Annotated in this window: 23 protein-coding genes; 2 read left to right on the top strand and 21 right to left on the bottom strand. The window is 71.5% G+C overall.

Translation table 11 applies throughout. From position 1 onward, the window contains the following. Positions 1–172: 172 nt before the first annotated feature. The 7 genes from VMD91_15635 to VMD91_15605 form a co-directional block, all read right to left on the bottom strand. Positions 173–2,269 carry a methyl-accepting chemotaxis protein gene (locus tag VMD91_15635; protein ID HTW85501.1) on the bottom strand — a complete coding sequence of 699 codons (2,097 nt, stop codon included), beginning with the start codon at positions 2,267–2,269 and terminating at the stop codon, positions 173–175. A gap of 117 nt (positions 2,270–2,386) precedes the next feature. Next, complete coding sequence (locus VMD91_15630; GenBank protein ID HTW85500.1) at positions 2,387–3,109, bottom strand: dienelactone hydrolase family protein; 723 nt, start codon at positions 3,107–3,109, stop codon at positions 2,387–2,389. Between the two features lie 16 nt (positions 3,110–3,125). Then, entirely contained in the window at positions 3,126–3,944 is an 819-nt protein-coding gene (gene hutG, locus VMD91_15625) for an N-formylglutamate deformylase (GenBank protein ID HTW85499.1), read from the bottom strand. Beyond that, a complete protein-coding gene (gene hutH, locus VMD91_15620) occupies positions 3,941–5,527 on the bottom strand; it encodes a histidine ammonia-lyase (protein HTW85498.1) in 1,587 nt (528 codons plus the stop codon). The genes hutG and hutH overlap by 4 nt, the downstream gene beginning before the upstream one ends. Further along, the gene (gene hutU / locus VMD91_15615; GenBank protein HTW85497.1) at positions 5,524–7,188 is read right to left on the bottom strand and encodes a urocanate hydratase; all 1,665 of its coding nucleotides are present in this window, start codon (positions 7,186–7,188) and stop codon (positions 5,524–5,526) included. The genes hutH and hutU overlap by 4 nt, the downstream gene beginning before the upstream one ends. A gap of 64 nt (positions 7,189–7,252) precedes the next feature. Continuing rightward, a complete protein-coding gene (locus VMD91_15610) occupies positions 7,253–8,413 on the bottom strand; it encodes a flagellin (protein ID HTW85496.1) in 1,161 nt (386 codons plus the stop codon). A gap of 117 nt (positions 8,414–8,530) precedes the next feature. Beyond that, a complete protein-coding gene (locus VMD91_15605; GenBank protein HTW85495.1) occupies positions 8,531–8,692 on the bottom strand; it encodes a hypothetical protein in 162 nt (53 codons plus the stop codon). Positions 8,693–8,779: 87 nt separating this feature from the next. On the opposite strand from VMD91_15605, the gene VMD91_15600 reads away from it, so the two are divergent. Next, on the top strand, positions 8,780–9,811 hold the full coding sequence (locus VMD91_15600) for a zinc-dependent alcohol dehydrogenase family protein (protein HTW85494.1): 1,032 nt from the start codon (positions 8,780–8,782) through the stop codon (positions 9,809–9,811). Here VMD91_15600 and VMD91_15595 read toward each other — a convergent pair. The 4 genes from VMD91_15595 to VMD91_15580 form a co-directional block, all read right to left on the bottom strand. After that, entirely contained in the window at positions 9,808–10,497 is a 690-nt protein-coding gene (locus VMD91_15595) for a hypothetical protein (GenBank protein HTW85493.1), read from the bottom strand. The genes VMD91_15600 and VMD91_15595 overlap by 4 nt on opposite strands. Before the next feature lie 12 nt (positions 10,498–10,509). Then, on the bottom strand, positions 10,510–12,081 hold the full coding sequence (locus VMD91_15590; protein ID HTW85492.1) for a diguanylate cyclase: 1,572 nt from the start codon (positions 12,079–12,081) through the stop codon (positions 10,510–10,512). A 115-nt stretch (positions 12,082–12,196) separates the two neighbouring features. Beyond that, positions 12,197–12,931, bottom strand: coding sequence for a hypothetical protein (locus tag VMD91_15585; protein ID HTW85491.1), 735 nt, complete (start codon positions 12,929–12,931; stop codon positions 12,197–12,199). Between the two features lie 164 nt (positions 12,932–13,095). Next, a complete protein-coding gene (locus VMD91_15580; protein HTW85490.1) occupies positions 13,096–13,884 on the bottom strand; it encodes a hypothetical protein in 789 nt (262 codons plus the stop codon). Between the two features lie 172 nt (positions 13,885–14,056). Here VMD91_15580 and VMD91_15575 point away from each other — a divergent pair, with 172 nt between their 5' ends. Next, positions 14,057–14,614 carry a hypothetical protein gene (locus tag VMD91_15575; protein ID HTW85489.1) on the top strand — a complete coding sequence of 186 codons (558 nt, stop codon included), beginning with the start codon at positions 14,057–14,059 and terminating at the stop codon, positions 14,612–14,614. Here the strand turns inward: VMD91_15575 and VMD91_15570 are convergent. From VMD91_15570 to def, 10 genes are all read right to left on the bottom strand, one after another. Then, a complete protein-coding gene (locus tag VMD91_15570; GenBank protein HTW85488.1) occupies positions 14,601–16,676 on the bottom strand; it encodes a hypothetical protein in 2,076 nt (691 codons plus the stop codon). The genes VMD91_15575 and VMD91_15570 overlap by 14 nt on opposite strands. A 201-nt stretch (positions 16,677–16,877) precedes the next feature. Next, entirely contained in the window at positions 16,878–17,234 is a 357-nt protein-coding gene (locus VMD91_15565) for a hypothetical protein (GenBank protein HTW85487.1), read from the bottom strand. Between the two features lie 84 nt (positions 17,235–17,318). Beyond that, on the bottom strand, positions 17,319–18,167 hold the full coding sequence (locus tag VMD91_15560) for a divergent polysaccharide deacetylase family protein (GenBank protein ID HTW85486.1): 849 nt from the start codon (positions 18,165–18,167) through the stop codon (positions 17,319–17,321). Then, complete coding sequence (locus tag VMD91_15555; GenBank protein HTW85485.1) at positions 18,164–19,411, bottom strand: FtsW/RodA/SpoVE family cell cycle protein; 1,248 nt, start codon at positions 19,409–19,411, stop codon at positions 18,164–18,166. The genes VMD91_15560 and VMD91_15555 overlap by 4 nt, the downstream gene beginning before the upstream one ends. After that, positions 19,408–20,208 (bottom strand): protein phosphatase 2C domain-containing protein, encoded by an 801-nt coding sequence (locus VMD91_15550; GenBank protein ID HTW85484.1) that lies wholly within the window; start codon positions 20,206–20,208, stop codon positions 19,408–19,410. The genes VMD91_15555 and VMD91_15550 overlap by 4 nt, the downstream gene beginning before the upstream one ends. Next, positions 20,199–20,612 carry an FHA domain-containing protein gene (locus VMD91_15545; GenBank protein ID HTW85483.1) on the bottom strand — a complete coding sequence of 138 codons (414 nt, stop codon included), beginning with the start codon at positions 20,610–20,612 and terminating at the stop codon, positions 20,199–20,201. The genes VMD91_15550 and VMD91_15545 overlap by 10 nt, the downstream gene beginning before the upstream one ends. Further along, positions 20,612–21,217 (bottom strand): FhaA domain-containing protein, encoded by a 606-nt coding sequence (locus tag VMD91_15540; GenBank protein ID HTW85482.1) that lies wholly within the window; start codon positions 21,215–21,217, stop codon positions 20,612–20,614. Before VMD91_15540 ends, VMD91_15545 begins: the two co-directional genes overlap by 1 nt. Continuing rightward, positions 21,214–22,527 carry a transcription antitermination factor NusB gene (locus VMD91_15535; protein ID HTW85481.1) on the bottom strand — a complete coding sequence of 438 codons (1,314 nt, stop codon included), beginning with the start codon at positions 22,525–22,527 and terminating at the stop codon, positions 21,214–21,216. The genes VMD91_15540 and VMD91_15535 overlap by 4 nt, the downstream gene beginning before the upstream one ends. Further along, positions 22,524–23,432 (bottom strand): methionyl-tRNA formyltransferase, encoded by a 909-nt coding sequence (locus VMD91_15530; protein HTW85480.1) that lies wholly within the window; start codon positions 23,430–23,432, stop codon positions 22,524–22,526. The genes VMD91_15535 and VMD91_15530 overlap by 4 nt, the downstream gene beginning before the upstream one ends. Further along, entirely contained in the window at positions 23,429–24,001 is a 573-nt protein-coding gene (def, locus tag VMD91_15525; protein HTW85479.1) for a peptide deformylase, read from the bottom strand. Before def ends, VMD91_15530 begins: the two co-directional genes overlap by 4 nt. Between the last annotated feature and the right edge of the window lie 67 nt (positions 24,002–24,068).

The raw sequence follows: 24,068 nt of genomic DNA, 5'->3' as shown, positions 1-24,068 counted from the left end.
GATCGGCTGGGCAAGCACGCGGACGGTGCCGAAAGCGGGGACTTGCGTCAAGCGATGATCAAGCGCCGGTTCAGTTCTCTTGACGGAGTCGCGAGCCGCGCGATCGGGATGCGGCCGACCGACGCCGACCTGCCCAACCCCATCCCGGCCGGCTTCAACCCGCGGCGATCGGTCAGCCGGCCAGCGCCGCGCGTTCCGGCGTCGAGACGACCAGGTGGAGGTGCTCCGCGCGCGACAGCCGCGCGTCGGCCGGCTTGGCCGTCCCCTCGCCCTCGACGACGAAGCGCGCGACCAGCGCGTCGAGGCGCTCGGCCTCGTCGCGCAACGAGCGCGCCGTCGCGTCGACTTCTTGCACGCCCGAGGCCAGCTCGCTGGTCGCCAGCGCGGCTTGATGTGCCGCCGCGGACTGCTCTTCGGCCGCCGCCGCGACCGGCAGGATCGCCGCGCTGACGTCGCGCGTCGTCTGCTTCATCTGCGTCGCCGCCGCGGCGTTCTCTTCGACGCCGGCCGACGCCGTCGCGACGCTCTGCGTGACTTGCAGCGAGGCCTCGCGCATCGCCAGCGCGCGGCGCGCCAGCTCTTCCGCGACGGACGCCGTCGCCGAGATGGCGCGCTCGACGCCTTCGAGCGCGGTCCCCGCGCGCTCGGCGACGCTCAGACCGCTCGCGACCGAGGCGTCCGAGGTGCGCATCGCCTCCGCGGCCGCGACGGTCTCGCGCCGGATCGCGGAGAGGATCTGCGAGATCTCGCGCGTCGCCTGCGACGAGCGTTCCGCCAACTTACGGACTTCGTCGGCGACGACCGCGAAGCCGCGGCCGTGCTCGCCGGCGCGCGCCGCTTCGATGGCGGCGTTGAGCGCGAGCAGGTTGGTCTGATCCGCGATCTCCTCGATCGCGCGCACGATCTCTTCGACCTGGGTCGACCGGCCTTCGAGCGCGACCATCGCGTCGGCGGCGCCTTGCGAGACGCCGCGCAGCTTCTGCATCGTGTCGCGCGTCGCGGCGACCGCGTCGCTGCCGCCGTCGGACTGTTCCGAGGCGTCGCGGGCCGAGCGCGCCAGCTCGCCGCCGTGGCTCGAGAGCGATTCGATCCCGTCGTCGAGCCGCTGAATCCCGGTCGTCGCGACGCCGATCGCCTCGGCTTGGTGCACCGCGCCGTCGGCGATCATCTCCGCCGAGCGCGCCAGCTCTTCGATCGCCGCGCCGGCGCGCGTGATCTGCTCGGCCTGGTCGCGCGCGCCGGTGGCGACGCTGTCGACCGACCGTGCGATCTGCTCGACCGCGCGCGAGGCTTGGTTGGCCGCGCTGGAGGTCTGCTCCGAGGCCAGCGCGAGGTTGCGCGAGGCACCGACGACGCCGGTGATCAGCTGGCGCAGGTTCGAGAGACCGGCGTCGACCTCGCCGGCGATGGCGGTCATGCCTTCGGCCAGCTCGTCGTAGCTGCGGATGAGGTCGGCGATCTCATCGCCGCCGTCGGCACCCATGGCCGGCCGCGTCGAGTGGAAGCCGCCGCGCAGGTCACCGTGCGCCAGCCGCTGCATCGCGCTCGAGAGGCTCCCGAAATCCTCGCGGACGACGTCGCGCAGCGCCTGCGCGACCCGCCCGAGGCGCGAGGTGATGCGCCGGGTCAGCCACACCGCCAGCACGATCGTCGCCAGCACGGTCAGCGCGCCCAGGGCCAGCATCCCGAGATAGATCTCCTGCAGCTCGCGGTCGAGCGCGGCTTGCGAGGACTCCTCCGCCGCCGAGGTGATGCTCGACATCTGGGCGATGTCGGCGTCGATGGCTTTGTTGTCGACGTCGTTCTGCGTGCGCATCGCGACGCGATGCGCGTCGATGGTCTTGAACTCGACCGAGTTCGGATCGAGACCGGCTTTTTCGCGATTGATGATCTGCGAGATCGTGCGCAGCCGGCCGGTGATCCCGGTGCTGCGCTGCCCCGCGTCGTCGATCAGCGTCGTCAGGCCCGGCACGCTCGCCGACTGTGCGCGCAGCTTCGAGAGGTCGTCACCGACCCGGGCAACCGCGTCGTCGAACATCTGCGGTGCCGTCTTCATGCCGAGCGTGTGCCGCACGGTCGCGTAGCGCTGAAGCAGGTTGTTGTACTGGAAGTCGTGCACGGTGCGCGCGATGTCGCGCTTGGCGACCGTGTCGGCGCGCATCTGCTGCATGTGCGCGAACAAGACCGAGACGACGGCCAGCACGACCGCGAGCGCGACGATGGGCACGGCGAAACCCGCGCCGATTTGAGCGCCGATCCGTAGCTTCATGCCTTCAAGATCGGCCGAGCAGGCGCACGCCCCAACGGACCGATCGTCAGGTCTCCGTTAAGACGGCGGCGGAGCCGTGCGTTCCCGCCTGCCGGGAACGCCCGGCTACCGGTATCGCTAGCGCAACGTCGCCGCGAAGACGGCGAAGGTCTCGTCCCAGGCGGCCTGCGCCACCGCAGGTCGATAGCTCTCCCGGTCGCGCGAGGCGAAGCCGTGGCCGGCGCCCGGATAGACGCGGATGCCGTAGTCCTTCTTCGCCTCGGAGAGCGCTTGCGCCAAACGGCCGTGCTCGGTCGGCGCGATCGACTGATCGTCGGCGCCGTAGATCAGCAGCAGCCGTCCGTGCACGTCGGGGACGCGATCGGCCAGCGGCTTGAAGTGGCGCGGCTGATCCGGCGCGATGCCGCCGCCGTAGAACGACACGGCCGCGCCGACGCGCGGCAGCGCGACCGCCGACAGAAACGCGAGCCGGCCGCCCATGCAGAAGCCGACCGCGCCCAGCGCGCTCTTGGCCACCTGCGGCTGCGCGTCGAGGAACGCGATCGCGTCGTTGACGTCGGCCAGCATCCCCTCGTCGGTGAGCGTCTGCAGCTTCGGCAACACCTTGTCGAACTCGTACGGGAAGACCTCACCGTGGAACAAGTCGGGCGCGATCGCCGCGTAGCCGTGCTCGGCGCAGCGCCGCACTTCGCTCTGCATGTACTCGTTGACGCCGAACGCCTCTTGGTAGACCAGGACGCCGGGGAAAGGGCCGGCGCCGGCCGGCAGCGCGTAATAGGCGCGCCGGTCGCCGCCGAACGGAACGAACTCGGCACGCGCGATCGAGTGCTTGTCAGCCATGGAGCGGGTCTTCTCCTTACGAGTGGGTGGGCGAGTGGGTCAGCGTCGCAGCCGACGCGAGCAGCGCCTGACAGACGCGGTGCAGGACGCGCGAGAGCCGCGCGGCCTTGGCGTCGTCCCACGCCGTGCGCGAACCGTCGGCCAGGTACGTCCGCTGGTTCAGCTCGATCTGGATCGCGTAGACGCCGTCGGCGGGTTTCCCGTAGCTGCGGGTGATGAAACCGCCCTTGAAGCGTCCGTCGAGGACGACGGAGTAGGTGCTCGCCTCGGCGGCCACGCGCGCCGACTCGCGCATCCGGGGCGGCAACGAGCGGCCGTCGTTGGTGCCCAGATTGAGGTCGGGCAGCTCGCCCTCGAACAGCAGCGGCAACCGGCCCCAGATCGAGTGCGCGTCGAGCAGGACCACGTAGCCGTGCAACGCGCGCACCCGCTCGAGCTCGGCGCGCAGCGCGGCGTGATACGGTTCGAACGCGCCGGCGCAGCGCTGCGCGATCTCGGCCGCACCGGGCTCGTCGCCCGCGGCGTAGAGCGGCTGGCCCTCGAACGTCTCGATCGGGCAGACCGAGGTCGTCCGCTGGCCGGGGTAGAGCGAGGCGCCGGACGGATCGCGGTTGACGTCGACCAGATAGCGCGACCACCGCGCGCACAGCACGGTCGCGTCGAGATCGCGCGCGAACGGATAGAGCCGGTCGACGTACCAATCGGTGTCGATCAGCGTGCGCCCGGCGTCGGTCAGCCGCGCCGCCAGCGCCGGCGGCAGCTCGGTCCCGACGTGGGGGACGCTGATCACCAGCGCGCCCTCGCCGCGCCGCAGCTCGGCCGCGTGCTCGCTCACGCCGGCGCCGCCGTCGGGAGCAGCTCGGCGGCGTAGCCGGCGAACGCGCCCGAGCGGACCAGGCGCGTCAGCGACGCGATCGCGGGCGCCAGCGCGCGGTCGCCGCCGAGATCGTGCGCGGGCGCGGGCGCGCCCGGATCGTCGGCCTGCACGGCGTCGGCGAGCGCGAGCAGGGCGTCCTCGAGCGGCGCCGAGCTGCGCAACGGGCGCCGGAAGGCGATCCCGCGCGCCGCCGCCAGCAGCTCGATCGCGACGATCGCGCACGCGTTGTCGAGCATCGGGCCCAACCGTCGCGCGGCGTGGGTCGCCATCGAGACGTGATCTTCTTGGCCGGCTGAGGTCGGGATCGTGTCGACGCTGGCCGGGTGCGCGAGCCCCTTGTTCTCCGAGGCCAGCGCCGCGGCGGTGACCTGGGCGATCATGTAGCCGGACTCCAGGCCCGGATCGGCGGCCAAGAACGCCGGCAGCTGGCTGAAGGTCGGATCGACCAGCAGCGCGGTGCGCCGCTCCGAGAGGTTGCCGACTTCCGCGATCGCCACCGCCAGCGCGTCGGCCACGAACGCGACCGGCTCGGCATGGAAGTTGCCGCCGCTGACGACCTCGCCCGTGTCGACGAAGACCAACGGGTTGTCACTGACCGCGTTGGCCTCGTCGACCAGGATCGCGCTCGCGTCGCGCAGCGTGCGCAGACACGCGCCCAGCACCTGCGGGATGCAGCGCAGCGAGTACGGGTCTTGCACGCGCCCGCAGTTGGCGTGCGAGTCGTTGATGGCGCTGCCCGCCAACAGGCCGCGCATCGCGCTCGCGATCGCGCTCTGCGCGTCGTGACCGCGGATGGCGTGGATGCGCGGATCGAACGGACGCGTGCTGCCGAGCGCGGCGTCGACGGTGAGCGCGCCGGCGACCAGCGTCGCGGCCAGCAGGTTCTCCAGCGTGATCAGCGCGCGCAGCGCGAGCGCGGTCGAGATCTGCGTGCCGTTGAGCAGGGCCAGGCCTTCCTTCGCCTCGAGCGCGAGCGGCGCGATCCCCGCGCGCGCCAGCGCGTCGGCGGCCGGCATCCGCTCCGCGCGGTGCCAGGCTTCGCCGACGCCGAGCAGCACCGCCGCGAGGTGCGCGAGCGGCGCCAGGTCGCCGGACGCGCCGACCGAGCCCTGCGCGGGGATGACCGGCACGACGTCGCGCTCGAGCAGCGCCAGCAGCGTCTGGATGACCTCCCAGCGCACGCCGCTGTAGCCGCGCGCCAGCGAGCCGGCTTTGAGCACGATCGCCAGGCGCGTCGTCGCGCGGTCGAGCGGCGCGCCGACGCCGCAGGCGTGCGAGAGCACGAGATTGCGCTGCAGGTCGGCCAGCCGTTCGCGCGGGATGCGCGTGTGCGCCAGCTTCCCGAACCCGGTGTTGACGCCATAGACGCTCTCGTCGCGCGCGGCGATTGCGCGCACCACCGCCGCGGCCCGCTCGACGCCCGCGCGCGCGGCGCCGTCGACCACCACCGTCGCGTCGTCCTGCAGCAAGGCGCGCACGTCGCGCGCGCGCAGCGCGCCCGGCCGCAGCACGAACGGCGGCCGCTCCAGCGCGCCGGTCACGATCCGTGCATCGGCAGGTGCAGGCCGTGCTCGCGCGCGCAGGCCAGCGCGTCGTCGTAGCCCGCGTCGGCGTGGCGCGCGACACCGGTCGCCGGATCGTTCCACAGCACGCGCGCGATGCGCTTCGCCGCCGCCTCGCTGCCGTCGCAGACGATGACGACGCCGGCGTGCTGCGAGTACCCGATCCCCACGCCGCCGCCGTGATGGATCGAGACCCAGGTCGCTCCGCCCGCGACGTTGAGCATCGCGTTGAGCAGCGGCCAATCGCTGACCGCGTCGGAGCCGTCGCGCATCCCTTCGGTCTCGCGGTTGGGGCTGGCGACCGAACCGCTGTCGAGGTGGTCGCGGCCGATGACGATCGGTGCCTTCAGCTCGCCGCGCGCGACCATCTCGTTGAAGGCCAGGCCCACCCGGTCGCGGTCGCCCAAGCCGATCCAGCAGATGCGCGCCGGCAAGCCTTGGAACGCGATGCGTTCGGCGGCCATGTCGAGCCAACGGTGCAGATGGCGGTCGTCCGGCAACAGCTCCTTGACCTTGGCGTCGGTCTTGGCGATGTCGTCGGGGTCGCCCGAGAGCGCGACCCAGCGGAACGGGCCGACGCCGCGGCAGAACAGCGGCCGGATGTAGGCCGGCACGAAACCGGGAAACGCGAACGCGTCGGCCAGCCCGGTCTCGAGCGCCATTTGGCGGATGTTGTTGCCGTAGTCGAACGTCGGCACGCCCAGGCGGTGGAAGCCGACCATCGCTTCGACGTGCGCGACCATCGAACGCTTCGCCGCGGCGGCGACGCTCCGCGGATCGCGCTCGCGCCGTTCGCGCCATTCCGCGAGCGTCCAGCCCGCCGGGAGATAGCCGTTGACGGGGTCGTGGGCCGAGGTCTGGTCGGTGACGGCGTCGGGACGCACGCCGCGCCGCAACAGCTCGGGCACCAGCTCCGCCGCGTTGCCCACCACGCCGACCGAGACCGGCACGCGCGTGCGCGTCGCCTGGTCGATCAGCGCCAGCGCTTCGTCGAGCGACTCGGCGCGGCGGTCGAGGTAGCGCGTCTGCAGGCGCTTCTCGATGCGGCTGGGATCGCACTCGATCGCCAGCAGCGAGGCGCCGGCCATGGTCGCCGCCAGCGGCTGGGCGCCGCCCATCCCGCCCAGGCCCGCGGTCAGCATCCAGCGGCCGCCCAGGTCGCCGCCGTAATGGCGGCGTCCCATCTCGACGAACGTCTCGTAGGTGCCTTGGACGATGCCCTGCGAGCCGATGTAGATCCACGAACCGGCCGTCATCTGGCCGAACATCATCAGCCCCTTGCGGTCGAGCTCGTGGAAGTGCTCCCACGTCGCCCAGTGCGGGACCAAGTTCGAGTTCGCGATCACCACCCGCGGCGCGTCGGGGTGGGTGCGAAAGACGCCCACCGGCTTGCCCGACTGGATCGCCAGCGTCTCGTCCTCCCCGAGCCGCTCGAGCTCGGCGACGATGCGGTCGAACGCGGGCCAATCGCGCGCCGCCTTGCCGATGCCGCCGTAGACGACCAGATCGCCCGGCCGCTCGGCGACCTCGGGATCGAGGTTGTTCATCAGCATGCGCAGCGGTGCTTCGGTCTGCCAACTCCGCGCGCGCAGCGTCGTCCCGCGCGGGGCGCGGACCGTCCGCGCGATGTCCTGGATCACGTCGTAGCCTCCGCGGACCTACTGCCGGCCCGCGGCCCGGGCTTCCTTCAGCGGCGCGGCCCGGCTACACGGCCGTGTTGAGGAAGCGGTTGAGGAAGCCGAACGAGCTGTTCGCGTTCTGCAGCGTCAGCAGCGAGATCTGCTGCTGGGTGATCAGCTGGTACAGTTCGGTCGAGGTCTGTGCCGCCGAGGCGTCGGTGATGTCGGCCGCCGACGCGGTGAGCGCGTTCGCGGCGGTGTTGTTGGAACCGATCTGATTTTGAATCGCGACCTGCTGCGCGCCCAGCGTCGCGCCGGCCGAGACGGTGGCCTGGACCGCTTCGTCGATCTGTCCGATCGCGTTCTGCGAGCTCGCGCCGGTGCTCAAGTCGACGTTCTGCAGGAACAGCGCGTTCGCGCCGGCGTTGGGCGTCGTCACGCCGGTCGTGTCGCCTTCGTTCGCGCCCGTCTGCACGTTCAGGTCCGGCGCGGTCGAGCCCGCGGCGGCGGCTTGGACTTGCACCGTCGCGGTCGAGCCGGCGTCTTGCGCGGTGGCGTTGCCGAGCGTGACCGTCGTGCCGTCGACGGCGAAGGTCGCGCCGGGCGCCTGTTGCCCGGCATTGGTGGTCGCGCCGGTCGCGGTGTCGGTGAAGGTCACGTCGACGGCCGCGCCGCCGGCGCCGTCGACGACGCTCAGCTGAATCGTCCCGGCCGTCGCGCCGCTCGCCGACGCCGCGCTCGCGACGAGGTTGCCGCCGCCGGCCAGCGCCGCGTTGGCGGTGACGGTCGCGTCGGCCGGCGTCGCCGGCGCGCTGCCGTAGGTGCCGTTGAGCAGCGGCACGCCGTTGAAGTTCGCGTTCTGCGCGTCGGTGTTGACCTGCTGGACCAGTTGGTTCGCGACCGTCTGCAGATCTTGGCGATCGGCGGGCGAGAGCAGATCGTTCGACGCGGAGACGGCCAGCGAGCGCAGCGACTGCAGCGCGTTTCGGGTGGTCGCGAGCGCGCCTTGCGCGATGTTGAGCGCGTTGCCGGCGTCGAGCGCGTTCTGCGAGCCGGCGTCGAAGCCGCCGGCCTGCGTCTGCAGCTCGGTCGCGATCGCATAGCCCGCGGGATCGTCGAACGGCGAGGTGACCCGCCGGCCGGTGGCGGCCGCGGTGTAGGGCTGGAGCAGCTGCTTTTGGATCTGCTCGAGCGGCGTGAGCGCCTGGTTGGCTTGGCTGGTGAGAGACCCGATACCGAACGACATCCTGCGTACCTCGCTCGGTTCTTCTGATCGGTCGCCGAGCGGTGCTGTTTGCGTTCGGAGGCTGTGACGACGAACACACCGTCCCGGCGCGGCGCGCTCAGCGGGGTCGGCGCACGTTCAGACCCGGCGGCGGCCGGTGACCAGGTTGTAGATCACCAGGATCACCGCGATCACCAGCAAGACGTCGATGATCTCGCCGCCGTGCCAGACGATCGCGTCGACGACGCAGATCGCGACGATGGCGATCACGATGTACCACAAGGCGCGCGAAATGCTCACGTGCCACGTGTACCCGCCCGGCACCCTCGCTTACCGGCCCGTGTCCTAAAGCGTGTGGACACCGGAGAACGTACCGCGACCCGCACGATGCGGGCCGCCCTCCTCGAGGCGCCCGGCGCGCCCTTCCGCGTGGCCGCGCTGGCCACACCGTCCCTGGCTCCCGGCGAAGTGCTCGTGCGCGTCCTGGCTTCGGGCGTCAACCCGCTCGACCTCAAGATCGCGGCCGGCGCCGCCGCGCACGCGCGCCACCCGCTGCCCGCCGTCCTCGGCCTGGATCTGGCCGGCGTGGTCGAGGCGGTCGGCGCCGAGGTCGGCCGCTTCCGGCCGGGCGACGCCGTCTACGGCATGACCGGCGGAGTCGCCGGCGTGCCGGGCTCGCTGGCGGAATACGCCGCCGTCGACGCGCGGCTGCTGGCCATCAAGCCGGAGAACCTCTCGATGCGCGAGGCGGCGGCGCTGCCGCTGGTCGTCATCACCGCCTGGGAGGGGCTGATCGACCGGGCCGCCGTGGGACCAGAGCAGAGCGTGCTCGTGCACGGCGGCGCGGGCGGCGTCGGCCACGTCGCGATCCAGCTCGCGCGCGGCCTGGGCGCGCGCGTCGCCGCGACCGCCTCGGCGCGTCATCGCGCGATCGTCGAGCGCTTGGGCGCGACGTTCGTCGACTACGCGAACGAGAGCGTCGCCGGGTACGTCGAGCGGCTCACCGCCGCTCACGGCTTCGACGTCGTCTACGACACCGTCGGCGGCGCGACGCTGGACGCCTCGTTCGAAGCCGTCCGTCGCTACGGTCACGTCGTGAGCGCGCTGGGCTGGGGCACGCACGCGCTCGCGCCGCTCTCGTTCCGCGGCGCCAGCTACTCGGGCGTCTTCACCTTGCTGCCGCTGCTGACCGGCGAGGGACGCGAACGCCACGGCGCGATCCTCGAGAGCGCGCGCGTGCTGATCGAAACGGGAACGCTCACGCCGCTGGTCGACCCGCACCGCTATACGCTCGAGACCGTCGGCGACGCCTACGCGCTGCTCGAACGGCGCGAGAACGAGGGCAAGATCGTCGTCGACGTCGGCCCCGCGCCGCAGGTCACCGAAGAGCGCGACGGCTTCGTCTACGGCGAGTTCTAGGCGGCCAGCGGAACGAACGCGTCCTCGAGCGCGTCGACGACCGGCGCCGGCAAGATCGAGACGACCAGGTGGCGCGGCAGATACCAGGTGACGCCCGCGATCGCGTGCTCGAACTCGTCCTCGCCGGCGAAGTCGTCGCGCACGACGCGGAAGACGAGCTGCTCGGGCGGATTCTGATCGGGTGAGACCAGCGCCAGCACGCCCGGATGCGCGATGCCGAGCGTGCGCGTGAAGTAGGTGTGCAGCAGCGGCCGCACGTAGGCCGGCAAGAGATGCTCGTCGGGCGCCTGCACTTCCATGCGGCCCGTGTCCTTGAGCACGACGCGGAAGGTCGGCTCTTCGGCCGGGACGACGCCGATGCGCGGCACCTCGAAGCCGCCGAACACGCGGCGCGTCACCAAGTCGCCGCAGGTGAACACCCACGCGGCGGTGTCGTCGAACGGCTCGATCGCGATGCCGAAGCCGCGCTCGGTGGCGGGCTCGAGCAGATCGAGCAGAGAGACCTCGCCCTCGCGCTCACCGAGCGGGACGTCGAGCGCGTAGTACGGGAAGCCGTCGGGGCCGGCGAAGATGCGCGGCTCGCGCGGCAGCAGGAGCGTCACCTCGAGCAAGTCGTAGAAGCGGTGCCGCCACTTGGCACCGCGCTCGTGCTCCGGAATCGCCAGGTGCGCACGCAGCTCGTTCATCCTAGCGTCGGTTTACCCGACGATGGCGTTTCGCCCGGCCGCTTTGGCTTGATAGCACGCCGCGTCCGCCTCGCCCAGCGCCTGCTCGGCATCGACGCTGTCGGCGTCGAGCGGCGCCAGTCCGACCGAGACGCCGACGCCGAGCTGCTGGCCGGCGTACTCGATCCGATAGGCGTCCACCGCCTCGCGGATCTTCTCGGCGACGCGGCGCGCGTCGCTCATCCGGCAGTTGCTCAGCAGCAGCGCGAACTCGTCGCCGCCGATGCGCGCCAACACGTCGCCGCCGCGCACGACCCGCCCCATGACGTGGCCGATCTCGCGCAACAAGCGGTCGCCGGTCGCGTGGCCGAAGCGATCGTTGACGACCTTGAAGTGGTCGAGGTCGAGGAAGCCGACGACGTGATGCTGGCCGTGCGCCCGGGCCGCGCGCAGCGCGTCGTCGAGCTGCTCGAGGAACGCGCGCCGGTTCTCCAGTCCCGTCAGCGCGTCGTGCGAGGCCTCGAAGCTGAGCTGCATCGCGCGGCCCTTCTCCGCCGTGATGTCGCGCAGCACGATGACCGTCCCCTCGGGCTCGCCCTCGATGTGCGAGGCCACGTAGGCGACGTCGATCATCCCGCCGGCGCGCGAGCGCAGGAAGCCTTCCCCGCGCACCGGCTCGTTGGCGCGCGCGAACAGCTCGACCGCACCGCCGGCGGCATCGATCACCTGCATGACGTCGTGCACGTCCCGGCCGTAGGCTTCGACCAGGTCGATCCCCAGCAGCACTTGCGCCGCGTCGTTGACGTAGTCGACGCGCCCGTCGGGCAAGACGGTGATCACCGCTTCGGCGATCGCCGCCAGCGTCGTCTGCAGCTTGCGCTTCTCCGCCGCCAGCGCCGCTTCGAATTGCTTGCGCGCGCTGACGTCGCGGTAGGTGACGACTTGCAGACCCGGCCCGTCGGAGGTCTGGACCGCGACGGTCGAGAGCTCCGTCCACAGCGGCGTGCCGTCACGGGTGGTGAACTCGACGACCATGCGTGCGTTCTCGCCGGCGGCCATCCGTTCGCGCAGCCAGTACAGCCGCTCGTCGCTGGTGCCCGCTCCCCACAGGACGTCGGCCGGGCCGCCGACGACGCTCTCCGCCGAATAGCCGAACAACCGCGTGAAGCCGGCGTTGACGTACAGGACGATCGGCGCGACGCGCACGTCGCGCGCGATCTGCAGGAGCGCGACCGCGTCGCCGAGATGCTCGATCCCTTCGATCAGCCGCTCGATCGCCGACGAGGGCTCCGCTTCCCCCGCGACGTCGCAGATCGCGCCGATCTCCGCGGCCAGGTTCGCGAGCACGCGCCCCTCGGCGTTGATCGACGGCACGGCGAGCAGCAGCTCGCCGTGCGTGCCGTCGCGCAGCTGCAGCGGGATGCGGCGCACGAACCGTTCGGCACTGGCCGGTTCACCGCGCACCACGCGCAGCAGCGCGCGGGCCGCCGCCGGCTCGCAGCCCCACGCCGCTACGGGCGTCTCGTCGCCGGTACGAGCGACGAGCGCCGCGGCCGCGCCGCTGAAACGGGCGGCGATGCGGAGCAGTGCGGTAGTAGCCTCCATCGGTCCCTTGCCGTAGTGATCGGCGCAGTGCCGACACGATCTCTACGGCATAGGAACGAGCGGTCGTCACAGATCGTCTCTCGTGCCGACCGACGTGAACCTCTCGCGTGGAGGCCTAGACCTGCGTCCAGGTATGTTGGATCTGACCAAAGACCTCGAACGGGATTCCAACGCCGATGCCGCCCGATACCGAGATGCCCATGAACTTGCCGCCCGCGTCGATGAGGGCGGTGATGCCGCCGACGAGGATCTCGCCGCCCATGGCCCCGACGCCGTAGCTCGTCCCGCCGAACTTCTCGACACCGCCGCCGACGATCGTGATCTGGACCACCGCGCTGACGCTCGCGATGAAGCCGAGCAGCCCTGAAACGGAGCCGTACCAGCCGAGTTTCCCGAGATTCGTTATCAAGAGTCCGGTGCCGAGCGACGCGCCGACGGCGGCGGCGAACGTAACGGCGACGCCGATTCCAACGGTCCGATTGGTCGCGGCCGTGACGGCGCGCGACGCGTTTATCGCTACGCCCAGCGGTGGTACCGCCATCGCCGCGCCGCCGATGATTGCGTCTTGCCACCACTCGAACTCTGCGCCGGACCCCATGTCGATCGGGGTGCGCCGCTCGGGCGGCGGCAGAACCGGTTGGCCGGCGGATGTCAGGCCTTTCGCGAAGACGTCCACGCGCGACGCAACCGGAGCGAGATCCAGCTCGACGGGCGGCGGCGACTCGATCAACTCTTTGAGGAACCCGTCAACCTCGTTCGGGTCGGCCCCGCATTTGATGGCGTACTCCGCTGCACCGATCGTGCTGCGGATGATTGGATCGGAGACTTGGGCGCGCGTGAGAACAAGCATCGATTGACCCCCGTGCAGTCGCTGCGGCGCAGCTCATGCCCGAAGGCGGCCGCGCCTGCTCACTGCTTGCGTTGCCCCTCCAGCGAGGACCTGCTCGTTTCCCTCGGCTGGTCGAGAACTCGATTCGCCACGTTCTGACCGCCCGCCTGACCAACGCCAGGTGCCTACGGCGCCGACGTTTCGTAGACCGGGAGTACCCCGTCGACCGCGGTGAGCGAACCGCTGTCGATAACGGTCCCCTCGACCGTCAACACGGTTGGGAGAAAAAGCAGCGCGGCGGCGATGAAGATCAACGCGATCGGCGTGCCGATCGGAACCTGCGTCGGATTGTCCTTGTGGCTCTTGAACTTCAAGATCGCCGCCATGGAAAACGCCAGTCCCGCGACGTAGGACGCAGCCGAGATCAGTTGCGTTATGCTGCCCGGACTGGAGAGATTCGTCTCGCCTGCGGTGCCGAGCGTCGCGGCTGGGGCAGTCCGCGCCACCGCCGCCAGGCCGGCGACCGCGCAGGTTCCGCCGGCAACAACGGGTCCGCTCGAGCTGGTCCCGTTGACGTTCGAGACCACGGTGGAGACGTCGGGCGTCGCGCCGGGATCGCATAGCGTGATCGTCGCCTGCGTCGCCGTGACGTTCGAGACGGCGAGAAAATAGCCCGACGTGTCGTCGAGGAAGATCACTGGCTCGCTCGCGGCGTTGAAAAAGACGTGGACGGTACCGGCGCCACCGTTCAGCCCGGAGACCTCTGCCTGCGCGACGCTGGTGACGTTCCCGCTGCCGTCCTTCTCACCCCAGACGGTCAACCCGAGCGGCCCCTGATTCGTCGGGATCGACGGGAGTTCGAAGAGCGGCACCACCGTGCTGCCGGCGACCCCGCCGAGCGCGAAGTCGTCGATGCTTTCCGCGGTGCCCGTCAGCGAGAGCGTCGGCAGCGTGGGCTCCGAGGGCGGACTCACGGCCGTCGGCGCACACGCTACGAGCGCGAAGGCCACCATCACCAGTGCGGACAGAACTCGCATCGCATACCCCCGGGCTGCACGTGCTCGGCGCCCATTCGACAGCTCGTCGTCGAGAACCGCTCACCTGCCGCACACGTCGCGGCAATGCGACGGCCGTACCGTCGAGCGGATGCGAACCCGTCCACCGATCGACGCCGCACCCGACGCGGCCGCCGCGATCGACGCCATCCTGGATCGCTTCGGTACCGGTGCGCTGCGACTAGCGGTTCGTGCCGGCGCGCGGCTGGTCCATCTGCGCGCCGGCGAGGCCTATCGCGACCGCTCGCGCGCGCTGCGCCGGCTCTCGGCCGGCGTCGACGATTGGCCCGTGCCGCCGGCCGGTTTGTTCGTCGTCGAGGAACGCACCGTGTATCTGCGCTCGACCTCGCCGATGACGGTCGCACACGAGTTCGCGCACGCGATCGACTGCGCGCTGGGCGGCGGCGTGTACCTGAGCAGCGTCGATCCGCGCGTGCGGCGTGCGTTTCACGCCGCCCGCGCGTTCGTCACGCCCTACGCGGCCTCGGGCTTGGACGAGTATTTCGCCGAAGCGATGCGGGCGTGGGTCGAGGCCAACGACGCGCGCTCACCGTGGCCGCGGGCGACGCGCGCGCGGCTGCGCGCGCTCGACCCGGCGATGGCGGCGATCCTCGAAGGCCTCTTCGCTCACGACCTCACGGCGACTTGACCGCCGGGAAGTCCGGCGCGTAGCGCGTGTAGAGCGCGTTGAGGGCGGTCGTTTGCGCCTTGTAGAGCGGGCTCGGCACGCGGCTGTCGCGGGTGAGCTGCCCCTTGCGCGACGGGTCGCTGCGCGCGTGGTGCGCCGCGATCGTGCCCGGGAACTTGAGCTGGATCGTGTGCGGCGCCAGCGCGAGGGCCGGCGCGGCGCGCAGCTGGGTGGTGAACGCGCCGCGCGTGGTCGGATCGCTGATCTTGGCGGCGATCTCATCCCAGTCGACGTCGGCCTCTTCGGCGCGCGCCGGCGCGGCGGCCAGCGTCATGCGCCGGGAGGTGTGCTTGGCCGGATCCTTGAGCGTGTAGTGCAGCGTGAACGTCCCGTCGATGCCGTCGCTCGAGCTGGTCGGACTGGGCAGACTGAACTCGACGTACGTCCACGGCGACTGCTGCTCGAGCGTCGGGCCGCTGACGCCCGCCTTCCACGACGTCCAGACGTCGCTCGACGAACCGGCCAGGCTGACCTTGGTCGCGTCCTTCGGCCACTGGACTTGCAGCGCGTAGGCACCGGCCAACCCGTTCCAGAGGTGCTCGTTCTCGCTGCACTCGCCTTCGTCACCCTGGTTGCGGATGAAGAACGCCCAGGTCTCGTCGACGCCGTCGCCGCTCATCTTCTCGCCCGTCAGCACGGCCATCGCGAGCACCGGGTGCACCTCGGTGTAGCCGCCGTGCACGCCGTCGATTCCGACCAGGCCGACGATGGTCGCCGGCTGGCCGTCGACGGTCGCGCTCTTCTGCGCGTCGGAGTCGTTGCCGAAGCTCTTCCACCACGGCGAGCCGAAGTTGTCGATCGTCTCCTTGGCGTCGAACTCCATCCCCAAGCCCGGATAGTTGCCGTCGGAGTCCTTCGTTTGCGCGGCGTCGGCGGGATCGAGGATCCCCAAATTGTAGTCGCCGTCCTGCGGCCAGCCGCCCGAGTAGTTGCGCCACTGCAGGTTCCCGGTGTAGGTCGCGAACGCCCAGTTGAGGTGTCCGTCGAACTCCGCGCCGGACTGGTTGCACAGCGTGAACACGCTGAACACGCCGGTATAGAAGTCGGTCGTCGGCAGCTGCGTGGTGCAGTTCGCGGCCAGCGTCCCGTCGTGGACGGTGTCGTTGCCGTGGAACGGCTCGTCGCTGCCGGAGAACGACGACCCGCAGATGCCGCCGAAGTCGGGCTTGTCCTTCGGATGGTCGACTTGATACCCCCACGTCGGGTTGAGGGGGAAGCCGTTGTCGTCGCCGGCGACGTTGACGTTCCAGGTCAGATCGAACGGCTTCTTCCACGGCGCCCAGCTCACGCCGACCGGCTTGGGCGGCGCGTTGGGCCTGAAAACCGAGAGCTGCACCCACGCCGGACCGACGTTGAGGCACTGGTTGTTGTTGCCGTTGTCGTGGCTGTAGTAGCCGTTGTCGCCGGGGCCGTCGTCTTGATAGCCCAGGTGCAGGAACAGCTGGCTGACGACGGCCGGCGCGAGGTGCGCACCGACGGTGAGCTTCTTGTTGACCAGCCCGGCATCGCGTTGCAAGCCGCCCCCGGTCACGCCCGGAATCCACATCAAGCCGCTGTAGTACTGCGCCGCGTTGTCGCCGGTCGGATAGACGTACGACTTCCAGGTCGCGCCCATCCCGCCGGTCTGCACGCAGCCGCCGGCCGCGAACGTGATCTGATCGCCCGGCTTGAACGTAATCTGCGGGTAGCTGGACGCCAAGGCGATGACGTCGGGATGATCGATGCGCCAGACCGTCGTCGAGCCGCCGCTGCTGGTGGTGGTGGTCGGCTCGCTGATGATGTTGAAGGTGTCGCGCCCGCTCTCGGAGCGCATCGAGGACATCACGCAGCGCAGCGTCCCGTCGACGTTGGTGATCGCGCCCTTGCACTGCGCCGCGTCGGGCAGTGTGGTCGTGATCGTGTTGCCGAAGAACCCGGTGCAGCCGGCGACCAGCGTCGTGCCCACCATCTGTATGAACTGACAGCTCGACTGGTACGGGCCGCCCGGCACGCCGGCGCGCGCCGGCGATCGCATCGCGAACACCAGCGTCGCCGTCAGTACGATCGAAAGACACGCCGAGACGGCGCGTGTTCGTACTCCACCACCCATTGTTCCACCCTCCTCCGGCGCGAATGCCCGGACGCGAACGATGGAACCATCGTCCGCTTACCGGAAGCTTACCGGCTCGGCGCAGGTGTGGTCAGGGGTCGCGCGTCACACCGCGCGGCGAAACGTGCCCGGCGGCTAGCCGCGGCGTCCGAAAATGGCGCGCAACAGCGCGACGATGCCCGGCGTGCGGCGACGATCGCCGGCGCGACGTTCCTCGGCGACCTCGACGCTCTCGCCGGTGCGCCGTGGCCCGTGGCGACGGGCCGGTTCGCTCTCACCGTCGGCCGACGGTTCCTCGGACACGGCGTACTGCTCGCGCTCCCAAGCGAACGGCTCGCCCAGGACGGCGCCGATCAGCGCGTCGAGTCCGGGCTTGCGGCGGCGGCGGTCGCCGCTGCGACGATCGACGCCGACCTCGAGTTGCGTGCGCCGGCGCGGACCGCGGCGTCGGTCCGGGAAGGGCAACCGCAAGAGCTCCTCGGTGATGTCCATCCGGTCATAAGAATATCGGCGTGGCGGCGTCTCGGATTGAGCGCCCCCAGCCCCGGGTTCGGCGGCGCACCGCCGCGCGCCCGCTCACGGGGCGAGCGAGCGCAGGTCGACCAGATCGACGCCGGCGCGCTGGGCGTGCCGCTCGAAGCGCTGCAGTGCCGGAATCGAGCTCGGGCGGGCGTGGACGACGGCGGTCGCGGCCCCGGTCCGGCGCGCGATCGCCAACGCCTGGTCGAAGAGAAAGTCGACGTAGGCGCGTTCCTCGCGAGCGTCGACGACCACGTCCCGGCTGACGGCCGGCACGTGCGCGGCGCGGGCGGCGCGATAGAGCGCGTCGTCGTGGTCGCGATCGTCGAACACCATGCCCCCACGGTCCGCGACCACGAGGGCGCGAGCGCGGGACGCATCGCCGGTCGAGCAGGCGATGCCGGCCGCGCCGGCCCGCCGCAGGCTGACCAGCGTCGCCAGGTCGACGCTCTGGCAGGCAACCAGCGCCGTCTTCCCGGCCTCGCGCACCGCCCGCAGCGCGTCGTGCGCGTCGCTGGGCGAAACGACCACCGTCAACGGCACCGGCTCGGCCAGCAGGGCGTCGAGCGCCGACGCGTCGCGCTCGCCGCCGACCACCACCACCGCGACCCGCGGGACGCCTCCGTCCGCCGGGGCGCGCCAGCCCTCGGGCCGGGCGGCGACGGCCGCGTCGGCGTCCCCGTACGGGTCCGGATCGGCGTCGCCGGGATCGAACGAACCCGCGCCGTGGAGCAGGCGCACCGTCGTGCGCGGCTCGATCGGCGCCGGCAGCGGTTCGTTCCCGTGCCGGGGCGGCGGCGGCAGCGCGTGCTCGCCGACGTGCTGGCCGCTCACGAACCCGGCTCCGATCGCGACGACGGAGCCGCCCAGCAGCAGCGACCAGAAGACGGTCGCGGTCCGGCTCACCGCGCCGGCGCGGCGCGTTCGCTCGAGATCGCCCAGACGAGCGCGACCAACAGGTAGTTCGTCACCAGCGAGCTGCCGCCGTACGAGATGAACGGCAGCGTGATGCCGGTCAGCGGGAACAGCCGCAGCACGCCGCCGACGATGATCAGGATCTGAAAGCCGAACACGGCCGCCAGACCGGTCGCGAGCAGCTTCGCGTACAGGTCGGGCTGGCGCGTCGCGATCCGCAGCGCACGCAGCACGACCGCGAGGAACACGCACAGCAGCGCGATCGAGCCGATCGCTCCCCACTCCTCGCCGAACGCGGCGTAGATGTAGTCGGTCGAGACGCTGGGGATGTAGTCGGGATGGCCTAGGCCGTAGCCGGTGCCGAACAGGCCGCCCGCCGCCAGCGAGAACAGCGACTGCACCGCCTGATAGCCGGCGCCCAGCGGATCGTGGAACGGATCGCGCCACACCGCGATGCGCGTCTCGACGTAGCGGTAGTGCGTCGCGGCCAGCCACGCCGCGAAGGCGAAGATGCCGGTCGCGCCGACGACCAAGTCGATGCGCCGCGTCGCGACGTAGAGCATCGCGACGAAGGTGGCCAGCAACAGCGTGGCCATGCCGAGGTCGCGCTCGAAGACCAGGATCGCCATCGAGACGCCCCAGCCGACGAACAGCGGGCCGAGATACTTCGCGTTGGCGCGCAGCGACCACGGCCGCGTGTGCGCGATGACGTCGGCGGTCTCGGCCAGATACGAGGCCATGAACAGCACGACCAGCAGCTTGATGACCTCGACCGGCTCGAACTGCACCGGCCCGAGCCTGATCCACAGCCGCGCACCGTTGACCTCTTGACCGAACAGCGCCAACGCGAAGAACAGCACGATCGCGCCCAAGATCCAGATGTACTTGTAGGCCGAGAGCACGCGAAAGCGTTCGAAGGCCGGACCGAGCGCGACCGCCAGCAAGAGCGAGAACGCCAGCCACACGATTTGTCGCTGGGCGAGGTCGGGCGCCACGCGCGCCACCGTCGCCAGGCCGATCGCCGAGAGCACGATCGCCAGCGCGGGCAGCGTGTCGTCGCGCACGACGCTTGCGGGACGCAGTGCCGGCCACGCCAGCGCCAGCGCGCCCAGCGCGAACGGCAGCCACACCGGCAGCAGCGCGCTGGGCGGCGCCAGCCGCAGGGTCGCGGCGGCCAGCAGCAGCGCGACGAGCATCGGCGCGCACGCCCGCAGGCGTACGAGCGCCGGCCTCACGTGGCGCTGAACAACAGGTGCAGAACCACCAGTGCGATCACGGTGGCGGCCAACAGCGCGGAAAGCGCGATCGTCGCTTCGCGCCGCTCGGGCGCGCGCGTGCGCGGTTCGGGCGCGACCTCGTCGAACGCGCGGCCGACGATGACCGTGCCGGCGCCGTCGCCGCGAATCCCGGCGATCGCCAACAGCCGCGCGGTGGCGTCTTCGGAAGAGCTGCACGCCGAGAGCGCATCGGCGATCTCGTGCTCGCCGAGCAGTCCGTGCAACGCGCCGCTGGAGAGGACCAGTGCGTCACCGGGCGCCAGCCGCAAGTGCGCGAGCGAGGGTTCGAGGGTCGGCTGCGTGCCCAAGGTGCGGGTGAGGACGCGCCACGGACCTTCGCCCAGCGCGTCGTCGGTGGTCAGCGCGGTCAGGCTGCCGGCGCGGCCGAAGTAGGCGCGCGTCGCACCGACGTGGCCGACGAAGGCGTGGTCGCCCAGGATCAGCGCGGCGGTCAGCGAGGTTCCCGAGGCGACGACGTCCTCGGTGCTGCCCGAGTGCGCGTAGACGCGCGCGTTGGCGGCGGCGAACGCGGCGGCCAGCGCGGCGCGCGGATCGCGGCGCTCGCTGCGCACGCGGCGGCGCACGCTGTCGCGGACGGCGTGGGCGGCGACGGTCGGGACCGGCTTCTCGCGGATGCGTCCGAAGCCGTGGGCGACGGCCAGCAGCACGATCCCCGGGGCGACGATCTCCGCCACGTAGGCTTCGTCTTCGCCTCGCTGCGGGGCGCCCGGTCGAGACCCGACCGCTATCTCCATGCTCCCACTCCTCGGAAGACCAAGGCTGCCGGACCGACGGTCAGCTCGTCGTCGACCTCCAGCCGGCGAGGCTCGGTCATCGCCACGCCGTTGACGAACGTTCCGTTGCGGCTCCCTAAATCTTCCCCGTAAACGCCATCATCGCGCATCTCGATCCGGGCGTGCAATCGGCTCACGCGCGGATCGGCGAGGCACAGGTCGGCGCTGGGAGACCGCCCGACCAGGATGCGCCGGCCGAAGCGGTACGTCTTGATCGTCCCGGCGTGCGCGACGGTCAGCTCGATCCCGGTCGGGATCGCGGCCTCGAGCGCCGGCGCCGGCGCCGGCCCGCGACGGTCGCGCACCAGGGCGACGAAAGCGACGTACGCGCCCGAGAGTCCCAGCGTGGCCAGCCGCGGATCCATTACGACACGTCTACCACGCGCAGCAGCGTGTCGCCCAGGGTCACCGTTTGCCCGTCGACGAGCCGCGCGCGCGCGACCCGCGTCCCTTCGATCCAGGTCCCGTTCGACGAGCGCAAGTCCTCGATCGCCCAACCCGCGCCGTCGGCCACGATTTTGGCATGCCGTCGCGACACGCGCGGGTCGCGCAGCACCAGGCCGCAGTCCTCACCGCGGCCGAGCGTCATCCCGTCGCCCAGCGTCACCCGGCTGCCGTCGCCGCGCAGGAGCGCCAGCACCGGGCCCCGTTCGTCGGAAACGGGCTCGATCGCGAGCGAGCCGGCGACGACGGCGGCGTCCTCGTCGAGCACGACGCGCGGCGTCTGATCGGGCAGCACCTCGCGCAGCATCGCGCCCCAACGGCCTTCGAGGAAGTCGCGGTCGGCGGCCAGCCGCGCGTAGTCGGTCGGGTGCACGCGCACGAGGTAGAGGTCGCCGTGCACGCTCTGCGCGGTGGCGACGAGGCGGCGGCCGATCTGCGCCGGATCGAGCGCGCTCGGAAACACGCGCGCGAAGGCGTCTTCGACGACGCGCGCGCAGACGTTCTCGATCCGCGCGAAGACGTTCATCCCCGGCGCAGCATGCGCGCCACGTAGAAGCCGTCCCTGCCGTCGATGCCGGGCGGCACCAGCACGTCGCCGGCGGGCGTCGCCAGCGGCGCGTAGCGCGCCGGCAAGGCGTCGCGGGCGAAGTCCGGCCGCTCGGCGAGGAACGCGTCGACGACGTCTTCCGCCTCGCGCCGGTCGGTCGAGCAGACCGCGTAGACGAGCGCGCCCCCCGGGCGCACGCAGCCGGCCGCGGCGGCCAGCAGCGGCCGCTGCACGGCCGCCATGCGCTCCGGATCGTCGGGCCGTTTGCGCCAGCGCGCTTCGGCTTGACGGCCGAGGATGCCCAGCCCCGAGCACGGCGCGTCGAGCAGCACGGCGTCGGCGTCCGCGCCGGCGCGCATGGTGCTCGCGTCGGCGGTGACGAGCGCGACCGACGCCGCGCCGGCGGCCTCGAGCCGCTTGGCGGTGCGCTCGACTTTGCGCGCGTCGTCGTCGACGGCCAGCAGGGTTCCGTCATCGCGCATGCGCGAGGCGATCTGCAGCGTCTTGTTGCCGCGGCCGCAGCACAGCTCGACGACGCGCATGCCGGGCCGCGGGTCGAGCAGATCGACCGGCATCGCCGCCGCTTCCGCGTGCAGGTGCCAGCGATGCTGCGCGAGCGACTCGAGCTCGCCGCTGGGCGAGGACGCGTCGAGCACCAGCTCGTCGGAGGCGAACGCGCTGGGCTGCGCGACCATCCCCGCTTCGAGCAGGGCCGCGCGCGCCTGGTCGGCGCTCACGTGCCGCAGGTCGACGCACAGTCCGACCGGCGCGGGCGCGTTGACGCCGGCGACGATCGCGTTGAGCCGGTCGGCGCCGAACCGCTCGCGCCAATGCTCGACCACCCAGGTGGGCAGCGACGCGCGCGTCGCCAGATCGCTCTCGCGCGGCGGCTCGGTCGAGACGCGCCGCAGCACCGCGTTGACCAAGCCCGCGGTGCCCTTGTGGCCGTACTTGCGCGCCAATCCGACGCTCTCGGAGACGGCGGCATACGCCTCGACGCCGTGCATCGCGCGCAGCTGGTACGCGCCCAACCGCAAGATCTCGACGATGGTCGGCGGCATCGTGGTCATGCGCTCGCCGATGAACGGCTGCAGCTCGAAGTCGAGCCAGCGCCGCATCTTGATCGTGCCGTAGGCCAGCTCGGTGGCGAACGCGCGATCGCGCGGCGCCAGCTCGCTGCGCCGCAAGCGATAGTCGAGCGCTTCGCGTGCGCCGCGCGGCTGCTGGCCGAAGACGTCGCGCACGACCTGCAGCGCGACTTCGCGCGCGCTGGTGGCGACCGCGCTCACCGGCGTACCGCCGAGCGGCGCCAGGCGGCGCCCGTCATCGGCGCGCGGTTCGGCGGCACGACGCGCAGCAGCACGACGCCGCGGTGGACGGTGCCCTCGTCGTTCGTCGGCGCGCCCTCCGGTTCGTCGGGACGGGCCACGCGCGCCGCCAGCAGCTTGACGGTCTCGCCGTCGATCAGCGCGCGCGCCGCGGGCTGCGGCGCCAGCGAGCGCACCAGGTCGACGATCCGCCGCGGCGGGTGCGTCCAATCCACCATCAGGTCTTCTTTCGTCAGCGGGCGGGTCGCGGTGGCGGCGATCTCTTCGATGCCGATCCCGTGCGCGTGGGCGACCTCGGCCTGCGTGCGGCGCTCGAGCGCGTTCACCGCCAGCAGCGCGAGCGCGTCGGCCGCCAAGCGCGCGCCGCGCAGCGCCAGCCGGTCGTGCAGCTCGCCGTACGTCTCGTCCGGACCCAGCGGCGTCGGCTCTTGCAGCAGCACGTCACCGGTGTCCATACCCGCGTCCATGGCGATGATCGTCACGCCGGTTCGGTCGCGGCCGTCGCGGATGGCGGCCTGCAGCGGTGTGGCGCCGCGGTAGAGCGGCAGCAACGAGGGGTGAACGTTGAGCGCGACCGGGACGAGGTCGAGCACGTTCTGCGGGACGATCCGGCCGTACGAGACGACGACGAACGCATCGGGGCGCAGCGGTCGCAGCTCGTCGGCGAAGGGCCGCAGCTTGGTCGGCGTGCGCACGTCCAGGCCGCGCGCCAGCGCCGCCGCTTTGACCGGCGTCGGCGTGAGTGCGTGTCCGCGGCCGGCGGGGCGGTCGGGCTGGGTGACGACGGCCAGCACGTCGTGCCGGTCGGCTACCGCGTCGAGCGTCGGGACGGCGAACGCGCTCGTCCCGAAGACGACGAGCTTCAGCTCGCGACCGGTTCGGGTTCGTCGGCCCGGCGCCGCGCGCCGGCCTCGTTGCCGGCGCCTTCGGCGGCGGCCAGCTCGTCGTCGGTCACCGCCGGCCGGATGTTGGTCGCCTTGTCGACGTACAGGATGCCGTCGAGGTGATCGTTCTCGTGCTGCAGGCAGACCGCGAAATAGTCGGTCGCGTCGAGCGTGAACTTCTTGCCGTTCCGGTCGAGCGCGGTCATGGTGACCTCGGCGAAGCGCTGCACGTCGCCGACCATGCCGGGCACCGAGAGGCAGCCTTCGAGCGCGGTGTGCTCGCCCTCGCGCCGGGTGAACTTCGGATTGATTGCCACCAGCTTGCGCCACTCCGGGTGACGCTCGTCCTGCATGTCGACGACGAAGATCCGCTTGGAGACGCCGATCTGCGGCGCGGCTAAGCCGATGCCGGGCGCCTCGTACATCGTCTCCCACATGTCGTCCAGCAGCTGCTGGAACATCGGGTCGGCGATCTCGGCCGGCTCGACCTTCTTCGCGACCTTGCGCAGGGTCGGGTGTCCTTCGGTGATGATCTCGCGGATGTACGCCATGGTGGGTGCCCCCAGTATAACCGGTCCGGGGCGGAAACGGTTGAAGGGGGCCGGTAGCCCCCTCCCG

This window comes from Candidatus Sulfotelmatobacter sp., from assembly GCA_035504415.1.
Classification (GTDB): domain Bacteria; phylum Vulcanimicrobiota; class Vulcanimicrobiia; order Vulcanimicrobiales; family Vulcanimicrobiaceae; genus Vulcanimicrobium.
This window is presented reverse-complemented; position numbering and strand designations above follow the sequence as displayed.

Excerpts from the sequence above, each read along its gene's own strand:
- VMD91_15590 (HTW85492.1), bottom strand. The coding sequence starts at position 12,081 with ATGGAGGCTACTACCGCACTGCTCCGCATCGCCGCCCGTTTCAGCGGC.
- def (HTW85479.1), bottom strand. The coding sequence starts at position 24,001 with ATGGCGTACATCCGCGAGATCATCACCGAAGGACACCCGACCCTGCGC.
- VMD91_15545 (HTW85483.1), bottom strand. The coding sequence starts at position 20,612 with ATGGATCCGCGGCTGGCCACGCTGGGACTCTCGGGCGCGTACGTCGCT.
- VMD91_15575 (HTW85489.1), top strand. The coding sequence starts at position 14,057 with ATGCGAACCCGTCCACCGATCGACGCCGCACCCGACGCGGCCGCCGCG.
- VMD91_15595 (HTW85493.1), bottom strand. The coding sequence starts at position 10,497 with ATGAACGAGCTGCGTGCGCACCTGGCGATTCCGGAGCACGAGCGCGGT.
- VMD91_15635 (HTW85501.1), bottom strand. The coding sequence starts at position 2,269 with ATGAAGCTACGGATCGGCGCTCAAATCGGCGCGGGTTTCGCCGTGCCC.
- VMD91_15630 (HTW85500.1), bottom strand. The coding sequence starts at position 3,109 with ATGGCTGACAAGCACTCGATCGCGCGTGCCGAGTTCGTTCCGTTCGGC.
- VMD91_15565 (HTW85487.1), bottom strand. The coding sequence starts at position 17,234 with ATGGACATCACCGAGGAGCTCTTGCGGTTGCCCTTCCCGGACCGACGC.
- VMD91_15600 (HTW85494.1), top strand. The coding sequence starts at position 8,780 with ATGCGGGCCGCCCTCCTCGAGGCGCCCGGCGCGCCCTTCCGCGTGGCC.
- VMD91_15540 (HTW85482.1), bottom strand. The coding sequence starts at position 21,217 with ATGAACGTCTTCGCGCGGATCGAGAACGTCTGCGCGCGCGTCGTCGAA.
- VMD91_15550 (HTW85484.1), bottom strand. The coding sequence starts at position 20,208 with ATGGAGATAGCGGTCGGGTCTCGACCGGGCGCCCCGCAGCGAGGCGAA.
- VMD91_15585 (HTW85491.1), bottom strand. The coding sequence starts at position 12,931 with ATGCTTGTTCTCACGCGCGCCCAAGTCTCCGATCCAATCATCCGCAGC.
- VMD91_15610 (HTW85496.1), bottom strand. The coding sequence starts at position 8,413 with ATGTCGTTCGGTATCGGGTCTCTCACCAGCCAAGCCAACCAGGCGCTC.